The sequence below is a fragment of the Methylothermaceae bacteria B42 genome, from assembly GCA_001566965.1.
Lineage (GTDB): Bacteria > Pseudomonadota > Gammaproteobacteria > Methylococcales > Methylothermaceae > Methylohalobius.
The window spans coordinates 23,660-43,790 of sequence record LSNW01000011.1 but is presented as its reverse complement, the minus strand read 5'-3'; the positions used below and the strand labels follow the sequence as shown (position 1 = coordinate 43,790).

The 20,131-nt window shown below is 53.0% G+C and carries 16 protein-coding genes; 12 read left to right on the top strand and 4 right to left on the bottom strand.

From position 1 onward, the window contains the following. Positions 1 to 22: 22 nt before the first annotated feature. The 4 genes from AXA67_05895 to AXA67_05880 form a co-directional block, all read right to left on the bottom strand. Entirely contained in the window at positions 23 to 1,324 is a 1,302-nt protein-coding gene (locus AXA67_05895; protein ID KXJ41389.1) for a hypothetical protein, read from the bottom strand. A 554-nt stretch (positions 1,325 to 1,878) separates the two neighbouring features. Next, entirely contained in the window at positions 1,879 to 3,129 is a 1,251-nt protein-coding gene (locus AXA67_05890; GenBank protein KXJ41388.1) for a hypothetical protein, read from the bottom strand. Positions 3,130 to 3,247: 118 nt separating this feature from the next. Continuing rightward, positions 3,248 to 3,895, bottom strand: a complete 648-nt coding sequence (locus tag AXA67_05885; protein ID KXJ41387.1) for a hypothetical protein — start codon at positions 3,893 to 3,895, stop codon at positions 3,248 to 3,250. Between the two features lie 147 nt (positions 3,896 to 4,042). Then, positions 4,043 to 4,252: a hypothetical protein gene (locus tag AXA67_05880; protein ID KXJ41386.1), complete on the bottom strand. Its 210-nt coding sequence runs from the start codon at positions 4,250 to 4,252 to the stop codon at positions 4,043 to 4,045. A 194-nt stretch (positions 4,253 to 4,446) separates the two neighbouring features. Here AXA67_05880 and AXA67_05875 point away from each other — a divergent pair, with 194 nt between their 5' ends. From AXA67_05875 to AXA67_05820, 12 genes are all read left to right on the top strand, one after another. Beyond that, positions 4,447 to 5,199, top strand: a complete 753-nt coding sequence (locus tag AXA67_05875) for a hypothetical protein (protein ID KXJ41385.1) — start codon at positions 4,447 to 4,449, stop codon at positions 5,197 to 5,199. A gap of 99 nt (positions 5,200 to 5,298) precedes the next feature. Then, complete coding sequence (locus AXA67_05870) at positions 5,299 to 5,922, top strand: hypothetical protein (protein ID KXJ41384.1); 624 nt, start codon at positions 5,299 to 5,301, stop codon at positions 5,920 to 5,922. Continuing rightward, entirely contained in the window at positions 5,919 to 6,629 is a 711-nt protein-coding gene (locus AXA67_05865; protein KXJ41383.1) for a hypothetical protein, read from the top strand. The genes AXA67_05870 and AXA67_05865 overlap by 4 nt, the downstream gene beginning before the upstream one ends. Further along, the gene (locus tag AXA67_05860; GenBank protein KXJ41382.1) at positions 6,626 to 7,879 is read left to right on the top strand and encodes a hypothetical protein; all 1,254 of its coding nucleotides are present in this window, start codon (positions 6,626 to 6,628) and stop codon (positions 7,877 to 7,879) included. The genes AXA67_05865 and AXA67_05860 overlap by 4 nt, the downstream gene beginning before the upstream one ends. 352 nt (positions 7,880 to 8,231) lie before the next feature. Continuing rightward, complete coding sequence (locus tag AXA67_05855; GenBank protein KXJ41381.1) at positions 8,232 to 10,286, top strand: hypothetical protein; 2,055 nt, start codon at positions 8,232 to 8,234, stop codon at positions 10,284 to 10,286. A gap of 2 nt (positions 10,287 to 10,288) precedes the next feature. Further along, positions 10,289 to 11,713, top strand: coding sequence for a hypothetical protein (locus AXA67_05850; protein KXJ41380.1), 1,425 nt, complete (start codon positions 10,289 to 10,291; stop codon positions 11,711 to 11,713). Next, the gene (locus tag AXA67_05845; GenBank protein ID KXJ41379.1) at positions 11,704 to 13,500 is read left to right on the top strand and encodes a hypothetical protein; all 1,797 of its coding nucleotides are present in this window, start codon (positions 11,704 to 11,706) and stop codon (positions 13,498 to 13,500) included. Before AXA67_05850 ends, AXA67_05845 begins: the two co-directional genes overlap by 10 nt. Positions 13,501 to 13,594: 94 nt before the next feature. Beyond that, entirely contained in the window at positions 13,595 to 14,788 is a 1,194-nt protein-coding gene (locus AXA67_05840; protein KXJ41378.1) for a hypothetical protein, read from the top strand. Further along, positions 14,772 to 15,506, top strand: coding sequence for a hypothetical protein (locus AXA67_05835; protein ID KXJ41377.1), 735 nt, complete (start codon positions 14,772 to 14,774; stop codon positions 15,504 to 15,506). The genes AXA67_05840 and AXA67_05835 overlap by 17 nt, the downstream gene beginning before the upstream one ends. Beyond that, positions 15,503 to 17,344, top strand: a complete 1,842-nt coding sequence (locus AXA67_05830; GenBank protein ID KXJ41376.1) for a hypothetical protein — start codon at positions 15,503 to 15,505, stop codon at positions 17,342 to 17,344. The genes AXA67_05835 and AXA67_05830 overlap by 4 nt, the downstream gene beginning before the upstream one ends. A 182-nt stretch (positions 17,345 to 17,526) precedes the next feature. Then, a complete protein-coding gene (locus AXA67_05825) occupies positions 17,527 to 19,065 on the top strand; it encodes a hypothetical protein (GenBank protein KXJ41375.1) in 1,539 nt (512 codons plus the stop codon). A gap of 42 nt (positions 19,066 to 19,107) precedes the next feature. After that, entirely contained in the window at positions 19,108 to 20,115 is a 1,008-nt protein-coding gene (locus AXA67_05820) for a beta-hexosaminidase (protein ID KXJ41439.1), read from the top strand. Positions 20,116 to 20,131: the final 16 nt, after the last annotated feature.

Below are 20,131 nucleotides of genomic sequence, written 5' to 3'. Positions count from 1 at the left end.
GATTTGCCATGGTGAAACTCCTTTAGAAACCAGTCGCAACTTGGAATAACAAAGTATCGTTATCTTTGACGCCTTTACGGTCATCGAACTCATAAGCGAACTTGAAAACCGTAGTGGGGGCGAAGTAATAATTGAGACCGGCGGTATAACGGTTTTCATCATAAAATCTCGACCCCACCGGTTGATTCATGCGCTCATAGCGAAACACGGTTTCCAGATTTTTCACCCATTTGAGGTTCAATAAACTCGGGCGGTAGGCAATCTGGCCATAGCCGCCATTGACTTTGTTGTTGAAGTTGAGCCCAACGGCGCGGCTCCGGTCTATTTTACGCCAAGCCCACTGGGCGCGAAGGTCGATCCGCCCTCCGATCATTGAGCTGGTGCGCACATAGTTGGCATCGGCGATATGGGTAGTGATATCCAAACTATGGTTCAGGGGATCGCGGACACCTCCGACTTCGAATCCATAACCAATCTCAAATCCCGGCCAGGGAACGAGTCCGACCCGGCCCCCGACTAGTTTGTTATTATCTATATCGGAAAAATTTTTGTGATTCAGGCTGCCGTCGTCCTTGAGCTCGGAACCATTAGAGGCAAAAAAGGCATATCCCAACCGGCCGCTGTCGAGTCCAACCATCTCCAATGGAATGGCCCCGCGCACCTGGGCGCCGAGTTGGGTCTTGCCCTGGATGCGATTGGCGCCGCCGATACTCAATGGCTGGTCTGGCAGTTTATTGATCCATGCCGGCTCCAGCCTTTCGATAAAATAATTGGCGGGGTTCATGAATTTGCCCGCGCTCAATGTCACATAATCATTGAGTAAATAAGAGATTTGAGCAAACTCCAGAGCCACGTTGGTTTCTCCGTCTTCCAACTCGAATTCCGCCTCGGCTTCAAAAAAGATATCGTCATTGATGCGCCAGAGAAATATGGGAAAAAATCCAGCGTTGAATGAGGAATTGGATTGTTCGGAGTCGGAGTAACCCGCAAAAGCATAGCCCGTAAGCAAAAACTTCCTGAACCCGGGTATCACCGATTTGACTTTTTCCTTCGCTTGCTTGGCTTCCTGCTTGACTTGCTTGAGTTCCTCCTTGATTTCCGCCATTTCTTCCGAGCTAGCAGGACCTGGGGTGGGCGCCGCCGATTGCTTTAACAGGCGCTTTTCCATCAGTTTCATCATGGTCTTCATCCGCTCAAAATCCCGCTTGAGCTTTTCGTATTCTTCCTTGGAGACATATTTACCCGTATCTGCGGCCTCAACTCCGGGACTGCCTATAGAAGCCGCCAATAGTATGGCTCCCACACTGAAAATAGCAGGTTTCATCTTTTTCTCCCTTATAAAAATTCCACTGGGGTAACTGCTCGCCCCCATGGGGTTTTTTCCCCGTTTGGGCGGGTTGTTACCTTCTGGTTTAACCAAAGCGCGAAAAGGCTGTCTCTCCATACTGAGAATGTTATTAGCCTTTGTTTCGCAGGACCGACAGATCCGCTGCAAATACGCGCCATCCTTACGGTCATCGGTTCACTCAAGGCACTAAAGCAGCTTTTGTGCCACTTTCCCTTGGATGGGCATTACACGCGTGCGTGAACGTATTACCCCTATTGCATCAAGACTGTCTCAGGGGCCGCAATAAGCCGGATCATCAGGGCTTGAACACAACGGTACAGTCCACGCACACTCCAACACCTGCCCCTGAGCCAATGCTTAAACCATGATGGATGAATTTCGCGGGAGGGTGTTGTACGGCGGATGGCTGCAAATTTTGTATGAATGATCAATACATTCTTTGCAGAAGGACGCCGCTGTCTGCAAGATTTGTCGGATCAAACAGAGAGCGGCAGGCAATTTTTCGGAATTGAAAATCGGAGCGGTGATCATTATGCGTGACAGGCCATAAAACCTGGATCGGCAAGCAACAAACGAATGGCCTGGGATACCCGCACCAAGCCCTGCCATTCTTTCGTCCCTTGGAGGGGAGGTGGAAGCAGGGTCCGGTTTAATTGATTATCAATGGCTTCCATTAACTGAGATGGCGTCAATGTTTCCGGGTCGAGACAATGGACCCATCCCTGATGAGCAAAGCGCTGTGCCCGTATCCATTGTTCCTGTACCGGCGCCTTGCGGGGAACGATGACCGCCGGTTTGCCCAAGGAGACGATCTCGCACAAGGAGTTATAGCCCCCCATGGATACGATGACATCGGCCTGGCTCATTGTGCCCTGCATATCGGCCGTGAAAGATTGAACGGTAACGGCAGCATTGACCCGGGATGCCAGATGCGCTATCTCTTCCCTGGCCCAGCCATCCATTTCAGGGCCGGTGATGATGAGGGATTTCCAGCCCTTGTCCGGGTGAATTTCGAGCCCTTGCAAATATGCCCGGATCATGCGGAAACCATCCTGCCCACCGCCAGGGGTGACAAGCACGGTACGGGTACCGTTGGTGGCCAAGTTTTTTTGAGGAATAACCGTTGGGGATTTATGGATATACCCACAGTACTTCATGATCGACTTGATACGGGGTGGAAATCCATATTCTTCACCCAAATCGAAGATCTTTTGGGAACCTACCACCAATATCTGAGCGTAGTGGCGGTCGATGACATCAAAGTACCGATGTTTACGCCAGACCTGACGGGTTTTACCGGGCGCATCGAGAATATCCCGCAGCAAAAGCACCCATTGTGCCCGGGGGATGGCTTCCGACGAGGCTTCCAGTGCCGGCATCAACTCTTTCGCCACCCCGCAGGGTTTCTTGTCCACAATCACGATATCGGGATGAAACCCCATCAGCGTCGTCTTGATCATTTGCGCGCGCAGACGCATGGTCATGTCGAACGTTGTGCCCAACGACTTGACCTGGTATTTTTCCGCCTCGGTCCGGGATAAACAGGGAAGCTTGACATAGTCGAACCTTTCCGTTGGCAAAGGCAACCGGTGGATCACCGGCGAACCGGTAATCAGTAGAATAGAAAAGTGTGGATTGTTGTCCAGTAAATACTGGCAAATGGCCAGCATGCGCCGGATATTGCCAAGGCCGAAAGTATCGTGAGAATAAACGGCGATTCGGTAGTCGATTCGAGGAGGCGGCATCGTTTTCCTTAATTCAATGTTGGTTATTTTTTGCATCGGAATATCCTTTTAACCCTGTTTTCTTCGCTGACCGGAGAAGTAAGCTTCGAACAAATCAACGTTGCAGTTATGGAAGGCGGAGGAGAATTATCCTCTCCTCCGTTAAAGCGCATCCTCACTTATTCCGGCACGGGACAGATTGCGCCACAGCAACCACATTGCCGCTGTCGTCGCGGATTTCCGCATCTACCTGCCCTTGGATGAAACCGGTGGGGATGGCCGTGGCGCCACTGGCGATGTCATCCAAAGCGCTGTCGAAGTCAAATTCCACCTCATCGCCCACGGTCTGCTTCAAATCTGACGTAGCATTATTGGTGCCCGAAGAAATCACGGCGATATAAGCCCCGGAAGCAAGATTGTTGCCGTTGACGGAAACTTTCGAGCGGTTCTCTCGCCGTTCGCAAACCACCAGGATTTTTCCGCCGCCAGCCGGATTGGCTGGATTGCCACCTCCCTGGCTGCGCGAATCGTCGACAAAATCATCATCGTTAAATTTGGAGAAATCGGCGACCTGGCGGCAAGTAGCAGAATCTTCCGGTTGAGTCAGTTCGACCACGAACGTGAGCGAATCATCTTGGCGTTGCAATTCCGCGTCAAAAAATTTGCCGTTTAATTTATCGTTGAGATTTTTGACCTCGACGCAGGGAATTTTCAGCTTGTTGGTGGTAAAGTCCACTTCGGCAACGCCGCTGATTCTGTCTTCCGCCACCGCAAGTCCTGTTAACAATGCTACAGATAATAATAATGAGTTTGATTTGTACATTAATAATTACTCCATTTCAAAAGTTAATAGCAGTATATAGATTCCTATTTATCAGTTCCTGCCCTGGATAATTCAATTCGACCGGAAGATCTTCTGACGAAGATCCCGTTTTGTTCGTCCGTTTATTCCAATGTTGGCAATGAAGGTTCAATGATTCAAATGCAAAACCTTTAACCCGGATATTTCACCAGCATCCCGGATGATGGCGCAGTACAGGTGCGGCTGGGCGCCGGGCTGGACTGAAAGCCATAGCCTTTGGCTTACGGCTTGAAGGAAGCCCAAGCCCAGGCGTGCCTGGACAAGCCAGAGCCGGGATAGGATTCGGGCTGAATCCAAAATGGATTTCTTGGGAATCATGAAACTTAAGCATTTTGTGTATAAAAATCAGTTAATTATGGGGAAGCCCGAATCCGGCTGGTGAAATATCCGGGTTAAGCCAGTTTTTGGATAGGCTCGTTATTTTCCTAAAGGGTTACAAGGTCAGGGATGATAAATTATTGAATTGGGGATAAGATGAAACGCAGTTTACATCTTTATTTCCGACGGAATCCATGCCAGTTGCTTACTCCTATTGCATCAAAAAACGATTTTGGTTTCAGATGTGGAGTCTGATTGGCATGTTCCTCGCGGTTCCTGCAGCAGCGGAATTCAGCGCCACTCTCAATGGCACCACCAATTACGTGTATCGGGGCTATTCCAAAAGCGATGACCATCCGGTCGCCCAAATCAACCTCGACTACGAGCACGAAAAAAGCGGTTTATATCTCGGGGTCTGGACTTCCATGGTGGATTTCGGCGAAGACGAGGATGAATTCGATGACCCCACCAGAGTGGAAATCATCCCGTATATCGGTTGGAGTTATCCCTTGTTCGACGACTGGCGGTTCGAGACTTTTGCCACCCGTTATATTTATGCGGGCAAAATCTTCGGCCACAGCGCCGATTACAACGAATTTTTATGGCGGCTGCATTTCCAGGACCTGGTCACCGCGCAAATTGCCTGGGCGCCGAATTATTTCAGTCACGGCCAGTCAGTCTTGGATTATGAAGTGTCGATGCGCTATCCAATCACTCATGCCGTTGAAATCTCAGGGACTTTGGGCTTCAACCAAGCCCGGGATGTGTTGGAATACGATTACCTTTATTGGGACGCCGGCTTCAGTTGGTTTTTCAAGTATCTGGCCCTGGATTTCCGCTACGTGCAATCAGCCTATCCTACCCCAGAGGCAAAAAAAATCCCCTGGCCCTATGATCCGCACAAGCTCGATCCCACCTTCGTTTTTTCCATCTCGGTGGGGTTTTAGTTTCCAGCAAACAATTAGCTTCCAAAAACTCACTGAAGAGGTTGAACCTTTTCGGACTCAGGAGGAATTCATGGAATGAATCAACTAACGAGGCGTTTCATGAAACTGATTCGCAAACAGCGGATGAACCAAAATAAAGATTCTCCAGGCGGCGGTCAAAGCCCAGACCAAATCGAATCCCAGTGGCTAAAGGCCATCAGCAGGGGTGACCGGCAAGCGTTTGAGGCTTTCTATCAAGCCTATTTCCCCAGATTGCTGCGCTTCAGTCACCGCATTACCGGCCAATTGAACGGGCTGGAAGAAATCGTTAACGACGTGATGCTGGTGATTTGGCAAAAAGCCGACACCTATGATGACACTTGCCGACCCTCTACTTGGGTGTTTGGCATCGCTTATAACAAATGCAGGCATGCCCTGCGCCGGGAAAAAAGGCAGTCACTCAACGTGGCGCTGGAAGATACAGAGAGCGAATTGTTCGACCGCCAGAACATGATTGGCGACCACGAAACCAGCGAGTGGCTGAATGCCGCGTTTGCCATACTCTCGCCAGATCAACGCACGGTATTGGAGTTGACTTATTTTTACGGCATGTCTTATCAGGAAATTGCCCGAATCATGAAATGCCCGGAAAACACCGTCAAAACCCGCATGTTTCATGCCCGAAAAAAACTGCAAAAAATTCTGCCAGGGTTGGCCGGCCTACCTACAGGGGAACTCTCATGAACATTTATCCTCTTCCCAAAAAAATGACCCACGAACAGATCAACCTCCTCTTGCCCTGGTACGCCAACGGCACGCTGAAAGAAAGCGAAAAGCGCCAGGTCAAGGTCCATTTGCGACAGTGCGCCAGGTGCCGCAAGGCCTTGGAGCAGTTGAATCACTTATCCCAAGCCATCGAAGAAACGCCCGATCTGGCTGTTTCACCCAAAATGGCGATGGACCGGTTCTGGCGGCAAGTGGCGGCCGAAGAGAACCCACCCGCACAATCAACCGGAAAACCGCGCCAGCCGCAGTGGATGGACTCCTTCTTTGGCTCTCCCGCCGCAGCCGCCTTGGCATTTTCTATGATTCTTATGCCATTGATCCTGCTGATAATGGCGCAACTGCAGAGCAGAAAAATGGAGGACACGCCATTTCGGACCTTGTCTTCATCTTCGCCATTCCACTATCAGGCCAATGATATTCGCTTGATATTTTCAACCGAAATTGACAGGTCCCGCCTGAAATACCTGTTGCAACCGTTAGCGACCGATTTTCAAATTATCGAGGGGGGCGCCATGGCCGGCCACAGCGCCTTTGTGGTGCGTTTTAAAAACCCCGGCAACTCGGCCGAGCTACGGGACAGATTGCGTAACCTGCCCCAGGTCATCTTTGCCGAACCTGCTACCCCCACTATCCAAAGAAGCGCCTCTCCAGGAGGTTCGACATGAGCACGACATTCCGTTTGTTCCTGATGTGGCTATGCCTTTTCGCCTCTTGGGGCATTCACGCCAACGGCGATGTTTTCCTGGTCAATACGCACCAAACCCCAGGTCAAAGAGCTATTTTGGTAGGTTTTCCCGATCATCATATCAACCACATCCAAGTTGGCGGGCCAGGGAGAGGTTACCATCGCCGGGGCACCTATCAAAGTTCCCGCTGGGCGAAGAAAAAGATCCGCCATTTGGCGGATAAATATCATCTCAAAGTCGCCGTTCAATGGCCCATCACTGAGCTGGAAGAGCACTGCGCGGTATTGATCGTGCCGGAAAAAATCCCCGTGGACAAGGTGCTTGCCGAGCTTTCCAGGAAACACAAACTGACCATCGCCCAACCCATGTTGAGTTTCCAAACCCAGATGATGCCCCATCAGGACCCCTATTATCCCTTGCAGGATAATTTGCATCTGATGAATATCGATTCGGCGCATTTGGAAGCCACCGGTAAAAAAATCACCGTGGCTTTGATCGATACCGGCGTCGATTTAAACCACCCGGACCTCAAAGACAGAATCGGCCTGCATAAAAATTTCATCCAGTCACCGGAAACTGGCTTTTCGGATGAGATTCACGGTACCGCCATGGCCGGCATCATCGCCGCCCAATCAAACCATCAGGGCATCGTCGGCGTCGCGCCCGATGTGACCCTCTGGCCCATGCGCGCCTGTTGGCCGGTCAAACCAGGCGGTTCCGAAGCTTACTGCAATACGCTCAGTCTGGCTCTGGCGTTGAATGAAGCGATCGTATTAGAGCCAAACATCATCAATCTGAGCTTGACCGGCCCTGAAGATCCCCTGCTGCGCCGATTAATCAAAAAAGCCGTGGACAAAGGCATCATCGTGGTTGCCGCTAAACCACCGAGTTTTGGTCCTGATGTAGGCTTTCCCGCCGACATGGAAGAAGTCATCACCGTGCGCCAACCCGAGTACCTTCCACCACCGCCGGAAACTGAAGGCAAACCCATCAAAAAATGCGTCGCGGCCCCCGGGAAAAAGATCCTGACCACCTTTCCCAATGACACTTATAATTTCATCTCCGGCAGCTCAGCCTCCACCGCCCACATTTCCGGGGTGGTGGCGCTACTTTTGGAAAAAAAGCCCGATCTTTCCCCCCAGCAAGTTCAAAAGATCTTGTGGCGGGCTTATAGCCGACAGCCGCTGCCGGTGGTTGACGCCAGCATGGCAATGAAAATGATCAATTAGCGACTTCTCCCGGCTTACTTTATTGCTAACCCTGCAATATTGCTGCGATCCAAAAACGGGGTTAGTATCCCTGGTGCGCAGAGCGCACCCTATAGACTCCTGCCTTTTGCCGTCCTTCAAAACCAGTCCAGGCGCGCTCCATGCCTCATCCATGACGAGCAAAGCGGCACCCTACTTGTTCTTGTCAGGCAAAGCTGGCTTGGTTAGAGCAACATTCGAATGCATTTACTTACCAAATATGCCACAGCTTTTCGTCGCTCTTTTTTATATCCATAACCAACTCTGGTGAACCATCGGGCGCTTTGATTGGATTAACCAAGTAACAAAACAATCGATATCACTTGGCAATCCAATGGCGTTCAACGGAAACCAGGCAATGGAAGTATCCGGCTCAGAAAAGGTAAAACTTGTTGAAAAAGCAAAATTCCGGGCGATTTTCACTAAGCCTTTCTGCAATTTATCTCCAAGACAGTTACTGCAACATTTCCACCACCGCCCCCGGATCCGCTTCGCCCCCCAAGTGGAAGCCGAGCACCTGCAAAAAAAGCGGATTGACGAAATTCTCGCCAACACGTTTACCTTCAACAACGAGCGTCACTGCTTGCCAGACCCCATCGACTGGCTGGACAATCCCAGCCGGGATATCGAGTGGCTGATTCTGCTCCACAAGTGCTATTACTTCGTGGGTCTGGGTTTGTACTACCGGCAAACCGGCGACGTTCGCTACCGGGATCTGTGGGTGCGCTTGACCGAATCCTGGATCAAGCAAGTCCCGCCGGGTTTCATTGCCAGCGATGTCACCGGAAGGCGAGTGCAGAACTGGATCTTCGCCTTCTACTATTTCGTTCATACCAATCCGGCCCCCTGTTTTTCCGGAGAATTTTTGCTCCGCTTCTTGCAATCTATCCATGAACAAGTGGACTATCTCATCCACCATTTGCCCCCCGCCCGCAACCACCGGACGTTGGAGCTTTATTCCATTTTCCTGGCCGCGGTGGTGTTTCCGGAATTCCGCGACGCCCGGAAGTGGCTGGAATTTTCCATTACCGCCCTGACGGATAACGCCCAGTCCGATATTTTGCCCGACGGCGTCCACTGCGAGCTGTCCACTTTCTATCACCACACGGTACTGAAAAATTTCCTGGCGGTGAAGCAGCTGGCGGTGGACAACCGCATCGATTTCCCCCCGGCGTTCGACCAGCAACTTCAAAAAGCCTTGGAATTTTCCCTTTGGGTCCACAAACCCGATGGCACCATTCCTTCTCTAAGTGACGGCGATACCGGCAGTTTCCATGAATTATTGAAGCTGGGCTATCAATTGTATGGCGATCCCCGTTTGCAATTCGCTGCTACCTTTGGACAATCGGGCCAAGCACCAAAGGTGCGTTCCCGCTGGTTTCCTGATGGCGGCTACGCCATTTTGCGCAGCGCCTGGGAAAGTGGAGGCAATCGCCGCAAGGGTCATTATTTGATTTTCGACTGCGGGCCATTAGGCGCGGGCAATCATGGCCACCTAGACGTACTCAATATCGAATTGGCCGCCTTCGGCCACTCCTTGATTGTCGATCCGGGCCGTTATACCTATGATGAGAGCGGCGATATCAATTGGCGGGCCCGGTTCCGTGGTACCGCCGCCCACAATACCGTCGAAGTGGACGGCAAGAATCAAGGCCGTTATGAATACAGCCCCCGTCATGGTAAATACCGGATTTTGGGGCCTCACCCGGAACCGCAACTAAAGGCGTTCGTGACTACCCGTGATTTCGACTATGTGCATGGCCTCGTCCGCAGTCACGAATACCCGGCGGCGCACCATCGCAAAATCCTCTTTGCCGCCCGGGAATACTGGCTGATCTGCGATTTTCTTAAAAGTGATTTGATACATGATTATCATTTACGCTTTCATCTTTCTCCCAATGCCTGGGGAAAAATGGCAACCAGCACCACCCCCCACGGCTATTTCTGCGATAGTCCCAACCTGCTGGTTGTGCATGTGGAAGCCCATGCCAAGTTCCAGGTGGAAAAAGGTTATTTTTCCCCCGCCTATGGCGTCAAATTCCCGGTCCCGGTGCTCCGCTATGACCTTCATGGCCGCCAAGCAGTGTTTCAAACTTTGCTGTTCCCCTATGAAAAACAGCCACCCGAGGTGTCTATCCAACCTGTGCCTTCGAGTGAAGATTGCAGCGCATTCCGTTGCCGGTTAAAACGGGCAGGCCAGATCACGGAGGATTATTACTTTCTCGGCCATGGGGAAGAAGAGGGGCATTGGCGAGTGGAAAATATCGAATTCCAAGGCCGCTTTGGGTTTTTACGTCTGGACCAAAAGGGAAAACCACAACTGGCCTTTTCTCTACCCGGCGGGAAGCTGTCGTATCGAGGAATACCCCTGGCAACGGAAGGAGAGTAGTCATGACACCGGTGAAAATCCCAAATCCCGATCCAGTCATCCGCCATTTATCCCTGGCGCTGGACGGTGACAAGATGCGCGCCGTCTTTCAAGAAACACTGTTTCCCCAAGGGAATTACCAAATCGACCGTTGCACCATTGAGCGGGTCAAATACAAACCGGGCAAGAATTGCCTGGTGTGCTATAAATTGCAATTGACGGCGGCTCCCGGAAGCGGCACCAATGAATTACTGCTCAGCGCTCGTTATTACACGCCTGGCGGCTCTCCAAGCCGCTTTAGCAAGGCTTCCAGGGGCGAACTGCCGCAAACCGGGCTGGTCCCGCCTTTAATCCACCTGCCAGAATTCGATTGCGTGATTTGGGTATTCCCCTGTGACCGCAAATTAAAGGCGCTCCCCATCCTCCAGAATAAAAACGCCCTGGACCGGGAAATCTTCCCCCATCTGGTGGCTTATCACTGGGGAGAACAGTGGCGTTATTCCCTGGCGCAATCGGAAATCATTCATTACCTGCCGGAACATACCTGTTGCGTGCGGGCAAGATTACTTCTCAGCCACGGGATTACCGGCGAAATCCGCCATCCCGTACTTTACGGGAAGACCTATTACAACGATCAGGGCCGCCGTACCCTGGATTCAATGACCCAGCTATGGCGCAGCCCAGCCCGTCAGCGAGGCCGGTTGTCCGTCCCGCAACCAATCGCTTACTTGCATCACTGGCACATGCTCTGGCAACACGGGGTGGCTGGAACTCCGTTATTGGATTGCTTGCAACAAAATCGCGGGAATAGCGCCGTGATTGCCAATGCCGCGACCCAGGTAGCGTGGCTCCATCAAACGGCCATTTCCAATCTGGAAAACGACGATGAAATCAATGATCCCATTATCAAATTACAACGGCTGCTTACCCTGGTAGTGTTAACTCAACCCGGCCTTGCCCGGCCGCTGGAACGACTAATCCGCTTTATCATCCAAGCACAACCGGAACAAAACACCAGGCCCGCCGCCACCCTGCACGGCGATCTGCATTTTAAAAACATACTCGCGGGCGAACACGGGCAGGTATTTCTGATTGATCTGGATAACCTTTACCGGGGCGACCCCTTGGCGGATATCGGCAGCTTGGTAGCCGCTTTGCTCAACCTGTCATTGCTTGGCCAGCTGGATGACCCCCTGGCCCAGAAAACCATCGCCCAATTCTTGTGCCATTATCAACAGCACGTCCGCTGGCGGATCAACCAAGAAGACCTTCGTTGGCACGTGGCCGTGGCCCTGCTCAACGAAAGAATGACCCGTGGCATTACCCGTTTGAAACACGGGCGGATGGCACTGCTGCAACCACTGATGGCGCTGGCTGGAAACTTGGTCATGAGTAAGGACGCTCTAAATTGGCTGCAACCTCTGACAGGTGTGCGCAAGTGGCCGTGAAAAAAACCTCAAAGACCATTTGGCGGGAAGTTTGGCAATTGGCGGGACCGGATTTATGGGCCTGCTGCGGGACCCTGGTGCGTGGCTATTTGTTTGGCCTTGCTTCGGTTGGGGCGCTGGTATTGCTGCCCTGGCCCTTGAAATTAATCATCGACCACGTCATGGCGGACCATCCGCTGCCGCCAGGGTTAGCGCAAATGATTGACTGGTTAAGCCGCCAAACCGGCATTCTGTTTCACCAGGAATACTTGATCCTATTGTTTGCCGCCGGCTACGCCTTGATCGCTCTGTTTGCCACCTTTTGCGGCGCAGCGGAAAAGATGGCAGGCGCGCGGGTTCGTGAACGGATGGTTCTGAGCCTGCGGGACAAAGTGCTCCAGCATTTTCAAACCCTATCGAGTACACAACGCGCCCAGCGGCGCAGCGGCGATTTGGGTCTGCATATTTTGGTGGATGTCCACCATTTGGTACGGCTGTTGAGCAAGACTATCCCTTTGGTCTTTCGCCACGCCGCAGTGACGGTTTTCACCTTGACCGTAATGTACTGGATTGAACCGCTGCTGGCGGCGGCAGGTTTGGCCATGGTGGTTATCCTGGGGGCTTTGGTGCGTATCAAGGGAAGCCGGTTGCGCCGCTGTTCCCATTTGAAAAGAGCCAGGGAAGGGGAGGTGGCCGGATTCACCCAGGAATTTGTCAAAGGTATGGATACGGTGCAAGTTTTGGGCGCCGAGAGTTACATCTGCCGCCGCTTCCGTGACTTCAACCGCGCCAGTCTCAAGGCCGGCATCGGCGAAACCGCGGCGGCTGTGGCCATGGAGCGGGCCATGCAAATCATTAATGGCCTGGCGGTGGCGCTGATTCTCGGAAGCAGCGGCATTTTGGTGACGCGGGGGCAATTGACCGTGGGCGACATGACGGTTTTCGTGGCTTATATGATCCAATTGCTCAAGCCGGTAGAGAAAATCAACGAAATGGCCTCGGCGGTCAGCAGGGGCTTGAGCCGCGCCGAACACTTGGGTGAATTGCTGGCCCAGCGGCCAATCATCCACGATACGCCGGGCGCCAGATCCATACAGGATTGCCGTGGCGTGATCGAGCTGAAAGATGTCTGCTTCCGCTATCCCGGCGGTGATGTGCAACCTATGGTGCTTTATTCGGTCAACATGCGCCTGACGCCGGGCAGGATGACTTTGCTGACCGGCCCTAGCGGCAGTGGCAAAAGCACCCTGCTGAATCTGATTCTGCGCCAGCAGATCCCCACCGCCGGAGAAATTTATATCGACGGTATCCCTTATGCTCAAGTGACGCTGGCTTCGCTGCGGTCCCAATTCGCCGTCATGCTGCAACACGCCCACCTGTTTGCCGGCAGTATCCGCGATGCCTTGTGGCTGAGCGATGACACTCCAGATGACTTGAGTATTTGGGAGACCCTGGAAAAGGTGGCCATGAAAACCTTCGTGAAAAGCCTTCCCAGGGGGCTGGACAGTGCTTTGGAGGAAGGTGGGGCCAATCTCTCCGGTGGTCAGCGGGCGCGGCTTTCTTTGGCGCGGGCGTTGCTGTTGGATCGACCTGTTTTGCTGCTGGACGAACCTTTGGCCAATATCGACTCAACCTCCCAAGGGGTAATTCTCGAAGCGCTGGAGGAAATCCGCCAACACAAAACTATCTTTATTATCACCCATCAACCGGTATTGATGGCCAGGGCCGATGAAGTCTTGCACCTGGAACAGGGGCGGCTGATCCGCTCTTTTTCCGGGGCTTCGTCTTTATCGTTTGGGGCGCTATGAACCTGCATACCAACGGCAGGATGGTGGAAAAGGCTTGGAACAGGTGAATTTTGAATACATAGGCCAGGGAGGCCGCACTAACGGAGTCCTTACTATGAACGATCATCCACGATTATTGTTTTACTGCCAACATTCCCTGGGCATGGGTCATTTGATACGGTCCCTGGCTTTGGCCAAGGCATTTTCATGCGATTTTCAGGTCATTTTTCTGAATGGCGGCCGGGTGCCCGAGGGGATTCCATTTCCCGAAAACATTGAACGCATCGATCTGCCGCCCTTGGGAATGGATGATCAGGCGAGCCTTGTCAGCCTGTCTCATTTACCCTTGGAAGCGGCCAGGTGGAGGCGCCGTGCTCAGATTTTAAAGATCTTCGCCGATTACCGGCCCGATGTCCTATTTATCGAGTTATTCCCTTTCGGGCGCAAAAAATTTGCCTTCGAATTGCTTCCCCTGCTCAAGCGGGCCCGGAACGTCAATCCTGCGCCTATCGTTGTCTGCGGCCTGCGGGACATTCTTGTTACCCACCGCCGCGACCAACAACGTCATGACGACCGGGCCCGCTGGCTGGTGGATCGCTACTTCGATGCGGTGCTGGTCCATTCCGATCCGGCCTTCATTGGCCTCAAAGACTCTTTCCGCCCCCGCAAACCGATGAACAAGCCGGTTTTCTATACGGGATTCGTGGTTCCCCAAAAACCGCCCATCCGTTCACCGGAATCCAACGCCTATGCCGGCCATTTAGTGGTTTCGGCCGGGGGCGGCATGGTCGGGGCAAACCTTCTTCAATGCGCCATTGAAGCTTATTCGATCATCCGGACCCAAAAAAACCTACCCATGACTTTGATCACCGGCCCTTTTCTGCCGGAAAACACCCGGCAGTTGCTGGAACGCTTCAGCAAGGCCTTGCCGGATATCCAACTTTTACCCAGCGTCCCGGATTTGACCGCCGTGCTTCATTCCGCCGCCGCATCCATCAGCCAATGCGGCTACAACACCGCCATGGATGTGCTACGGACTGGCACCCCGGCCTTGTTCGTCCCCTTCGACCAAGGCCGGGAGAATGAGCAGTCGCGCCGGGCCAGGTTGCTTAGCCGGCGCGGACTTGCCATGTGCTTGCCCGAATCGCAATTGACGCCGCGATCTTTGGCCGCTGCCGCGTTGAGATTACCGAATTTCCGACCTCAGCCCCACCACCTGGCGCTGAACGGCGCTGAGACGGCCGCTGACATCATCCGGCATTTATTGGAAAACGCCAGAATCGGAGCCCGCCATGCAACTATGGCTTAGCCCTATCCTTAAAGCGTTGAACAGGGTCGGTGGGAAGATCTCTGTCTATTTCCGTGACGACGATGCCGGCTGGGCGGATGACCGTTTGCTGTCCTTGCTGGATGTGTTCGAATCCCATTGCGTTCCCGTTGACTTGGCGGTGATACCCACGGCGCTGACCGCGCAATTGGCTTGCCAATTGCGGCAACGGATCGAGACCCATAGGCAGATACTGGGGCTCCATCAACACGGCTATGCTCATGTCAATCATCAAACCACCGGGCGCAAGAGTGAATTTGGAGACCAGCGCTCGTTACTGGAGCAATATGCCGATATCGCCGCCGGCCAGCAGATATTGCGGAACGCGTTCGGCTCCCTCATACAGCCCATTTTTACACCCCCCTGGAACCGGTGCACACAAGACACCGTGGAGGTATTGAAAGAATTGGGTTTCAAGTCTCTATCCCGCGACATTACCGCCGAACCGCTGGAAACCGGAAAACTTACCGAAACTCCGGTGCACATAGACTGGTCGGGCAAATTCCGGGGAGAGGAAATGGTTCCTTTTCCCCTGGGCGAACGCATCGCCGAAGTCATTCAACAGACCGCCAAAATAGGCATCATGCTCCATCATCAGTGTATGGATGGGATCGAACGCCAGCGGCTGGCCACCTTATTAAACGTATTCAGTGGTTACCCGAAAGTCCATTTGACGCCGATGAGCGAAATGTTGCCATGAATCTTGGATTACCCTTGTCTCTGCTCTGGCCGGTGTTTTTGATGTTCTTGTTGCATCCAACGCAAGCCGCAAGCCTCAAGGGTCAAAGGCTGAAAGTCACCGGGCGCTGGAATGGCAGCTCATTGTTAATCTACAAGGTCAAATTCCGTGATCCGCGCAAGAATCCCAAGCACGGCCAAATTAGTGGAATCATCGGGAAAATAGATTTCCAGAAAAAACAACTTTCTATCGGCCCCATAGCGGTCTATTGGCACGACAAAACCCGCTTCCAGCAACTGGAAGCGCAAGATCTGAAACCAGGCAAAGCGGTGAAAGTCAAGGTCAAGATAAACCAGAAAGGGGAGCTTATCGCCAAGACCATCCAAGCGGAATCCGACAACTTCCCGGTGGACGAAATTGTGTTGTTGGGAGCAGTCGAAAACACCCTGAGACTTTCCGGCGACCGCAACCGGATAATCATCCTCGGTATCACCGGCGTCGTTCCCGAAAGACTGACCAATCCCACGCTTCAATTAACCCGGCGCCAAGACGATGCCCGGCCGGAAGATCAGTTCCGGATCAATCTATTTGGCCGGCCTTTGATCATTGGTGGAGAATTCGGCCTGACCCCCCGCTACGAGGAGGATTTGAAACTCGACCCGGACAAGGACGATGACAGGTTGCGCCTCAGTTCACAACTGCAATTGGAAATATTTTATGCGCCGACCACGATGACGGCCATATTTCTTGAAGGCCGGGTGGACGGGGAAATAGAACTTTATCGTGAAGGCGGACGGGATAAGACCGTCAAGCGCCGGGTGCGGCGCGGGGAGACTTGGTTTTTCTGGGGGGATATTTTAGAAAGCGGCGTCAGTTTTCAGATCGGCCGGCAGAATTTCCAGGACCGTCGGGAATGGTGGTGGGACGCGAATCTGGATGCAGCTCGCATCTACTATACCCGGCCATTTTTCCATTTTGAACTGGGCATCGGGCAGGAAGCATTGGTGTTGTCCACTGATGACGATGGCATCGATGCCAAACAGGATGATGTCTTGCGCATTTTATCCCGGACGCGCTGGCAGTGGGATTCCAGCCATGCCTTATCATTCTTCTTTCTCCATCAACTTGATCACTCAAGTACTGGTAACATCGGCGACCAGGTACGCGAAAAACAAGCAGACAACAGCGACGCCACCTTGACTTGGGGCGGGATGCGCGCCACGGGCAGCTTGGATCTGGGCGACCACCTGGAAATGGAATACTGGCTGGACAACGCCTGGATGGGAGGGCGTGAGCGCCGGATTCATTTCGGCGGCACCGATAAGGACAGCGTGAAACGCATCGATGCCATTGACGGGCGGGATGTCTTCGGCTGGGCCGTGGACAGTGGCGTGATTCTGGAAACCGATTTGCCCTTCCACCCTACTTTCACTTTGGCGTATGCGGTCGGTTCCCGGGAGTTCCGCCAGACCGGGCTGCAGGACAACAACGTCCGCTTCCGGGGGGTGGACCGTTTCCGCCTGTATGGTGAATTGCTGCGGCCGGAATTATCAAACCTGCATATCTGGACGGTGGCGTTGGGATTCCCCCTATTACAAAGCAGTTCCGTGGAAATTCTCTACCACAAATACAACCAAGTACGCACCGAGCCGTTTCTGCGCAAGGCCCGCTTGCGGGCCAAACCCAACGGCGACAGCCGCGATATCGGCCATGAATTGAACATTGTGCTTGGTCTGGAGGAGTGGAAGCGGCTGGAACTGGAACTCACCCTAGGGATGTTCTGGGCGGGAGAGGCATTTGACAAACTAGAGGGGAAGACCGCCTGGAATGCGATTTTTAAAATGAATTACAATTTTTGATTACCGATGCAAAATTGGTTTGGGTGGGCAAAAACTCTGCAATCCTGGACCAGGGATCCTTTCGATCGGCTCATCGTGGCCCAGGCAGCTTTACTGCAAGCCCCCTTGATTACCAAGGATTCCGTAATTCATCAACATTACCCCCATGCCTATTGGGAATAGGCAATCATTTCACTTCCATCATGGACCGCCCCTACTGCATCGCTCTGTTTCCCGGCGCTTTCCGCCCACCGCACCGGGCCCATTTCGAAGCGGTGAAATCTCTGGCGCAACGGCCTGATGTGGATGAAGTGGTGATCATTATCACCAACCGTAACCGTCAGGTCCCCGGAACGAATTTCGCCCTGGCGCCGGAAGTTGCCTTGAAAATCTGGTCCCTCTATCTGCAAGGCATGCCCAAGGCGCGGGTGGAATTGGCGCCGCAAAGTGCGGTCAAGCAGGCGCTGTCCTATTTTGAAAGAGTTAATGCCAACACCCAATTAATCTTCTGCGCCGGCGAAAATGAACTGGGCGAGGATGGGGGCCGCTTCAAAAAAGTCCGCGCGTTATCCAACCGGTTTGGCATCCCGGCGGAAATTATCCCTTCTCAATCGCCGCCACTGGCGGGAGGCGCGACCGGGGTCCGGGCCCATCTACCCCTTGGCGAACCGGGCCGGCTAGCTTTCATGGCGGCGCTTCCCAAGCATTTATCCGACCATCAACGCCGCCAAGTCTGGCAAATCTGCCGCAATGCCATGCAGCCCATGGGAGAACTGGCCCGGCAAAGGATTGTGACGATTTTCAAAAAAAACGCCCTGGGGGAAATCGTCTCCATAGACAGTGCCAAACCCGGCAAAACCGATGAAGTCATGCGCGTGCGATTAAAAAACGGCCGGCAATGCTATATCAAAACCGCCCACGATACCCCCAAAGCCGCCCGTTGGGATGACCCCAAGGGCCTGAAACCGAGAAAGCGCGTCTACGCGGAAAAAAAAGCCCTAAAATGGTTGGCAAGACAACCGTGGGTGAATATCGAACGGCCCAAAGTCATCCATTTTCATAATCCCACTCGAACCCTGGTTTTAAGCGATGTTTGCCCGCTGGGGAATACGTTACAATACCAGCTCGAACAAGGCTGCTTCAGCAAAAAAGCGATAGCACAGGCAGCGGCTTTTCTTGGCCGTTGTCATACTGCAGACTCTGTCCCCGCATTTTGGGGGAGTGATGAAGCTGACTGTTTCCATTGGCGGCTCCAACTGAAGCTGTGGGCTGAATCATTACGCTCACTTCCGTTCCCGGAACGGATTAAATCAAGGCTGGAAATACTGCATCAAGAAAGCCTGGCCTCAGCCAGCAATGGCTTTTTCCATCTCGACCTGTGCCCAAAAAATATTCGGGTAAATTCCGAAACAGTGGGAATAATAGATTTTGAACGCTGCGGCGGTATTGGCGATCCTGCCTTTGAATTGGGAAAGTTGCTGGGGCAAGTTTGGTTTTTCGCGGCGATGAATGCCCGAGACCCCACGGTTACTTCAATCACCCAAACAGCGCTGGTAGTTTATAAAAATGAAACAAAGCGGATATGGGACAGGATTAATCCACGAATTTATCCCTTCATGGGCTTGGAAATACTGAGGCTGACTGCAATTCCACCACCCAGGGCATTCACCGGGGAATTAAAGCACCGGCTGACATCAATAGCCCAAAAGCTACTCAAGAATCACCCGCAGAACACGGTATAATCCTGTTTTTCAAACAGGTTTATTCTCATGCCGGATGATTTCATGGGGCCTTTCATGTTGGACTTGGAAGGCCCCGAATTATTAGCGGAAGAACGGGAATGGCTATCCCATCCCGGGGTTGGCGGGATCATTTTGTTTTCCCGCAATTACGAGTCTCCCCATCAGGTGCAGGCATTGATAGCCCAAGTCCGAAAAGCCGCCAAAAAACCTTTGTTAATTGCCGTCGATCAGGAAGGCGGACGGGTGCAGCGCTTCCGGGAAGGGTTCACCCCCCTGCCGTCAGCGGCGCGCTTTGGCGAGCTGTATTCAAACGACCCAAAATCAGGGCTCGACGCAGCCAAAGCCGCCGGTTTTTTAATGGCGGCGGAATTGCGCCAGGTGGATGTGGATTTAAGCTTTGCGCCGATACTGGATGTGGACAGCGGCATCAGCGAAGTGATTGGCGACCGGGCGTTTGCCGATGACCCGGAAACGGTGGCGGAACTGGCAAAAGCTTTCGCCGATGGCATGCGCCAAGCGGGAATGGCAGCGGTAGGCAAGCATTTTCCAGGCCACGGGGGGGTGGCGGCTGATTCCCACACAGCTTTGCCCGTAGATGATCGTCCCTTACAACACCTCGAAAATTGGGACTTGCTTCCCTTCCGCCGGTTGATTCAATCCGGGTTGGAAGCGATCATGTGCGCCCATGTGGTTTATCCCGCCGTGGATTCGTTGCCTGCCGGATTTTCACCTCGCTGGCTGCAAGACATTTTACGTTGCCAGATGGCTTTTGAGGGCGCCATTTTCAGTGACGATTTGGCCATGGCAGGCGCGGCTTGCGTGGGGGATCTTCTGGCCAGGGCGGAGGCGGCATTGGCCGCTGGATGTGATATGCTGCTGGCCTGTAATTGTCCTGGTGAGAGCGTTGCCTTGCTCGACATTGTCAAGTGGCGGCAAACGCCCGAGCAACGACACCGTTTGAGCCGGCTTCGAGCCAAACAGGCAATTTCTTCTGAAAGTGACCGGGCTGCTGCCCGAAATCATATAAAATCCCTGTTAAGGAAAATCTGATTCGGCATTTCCTTAA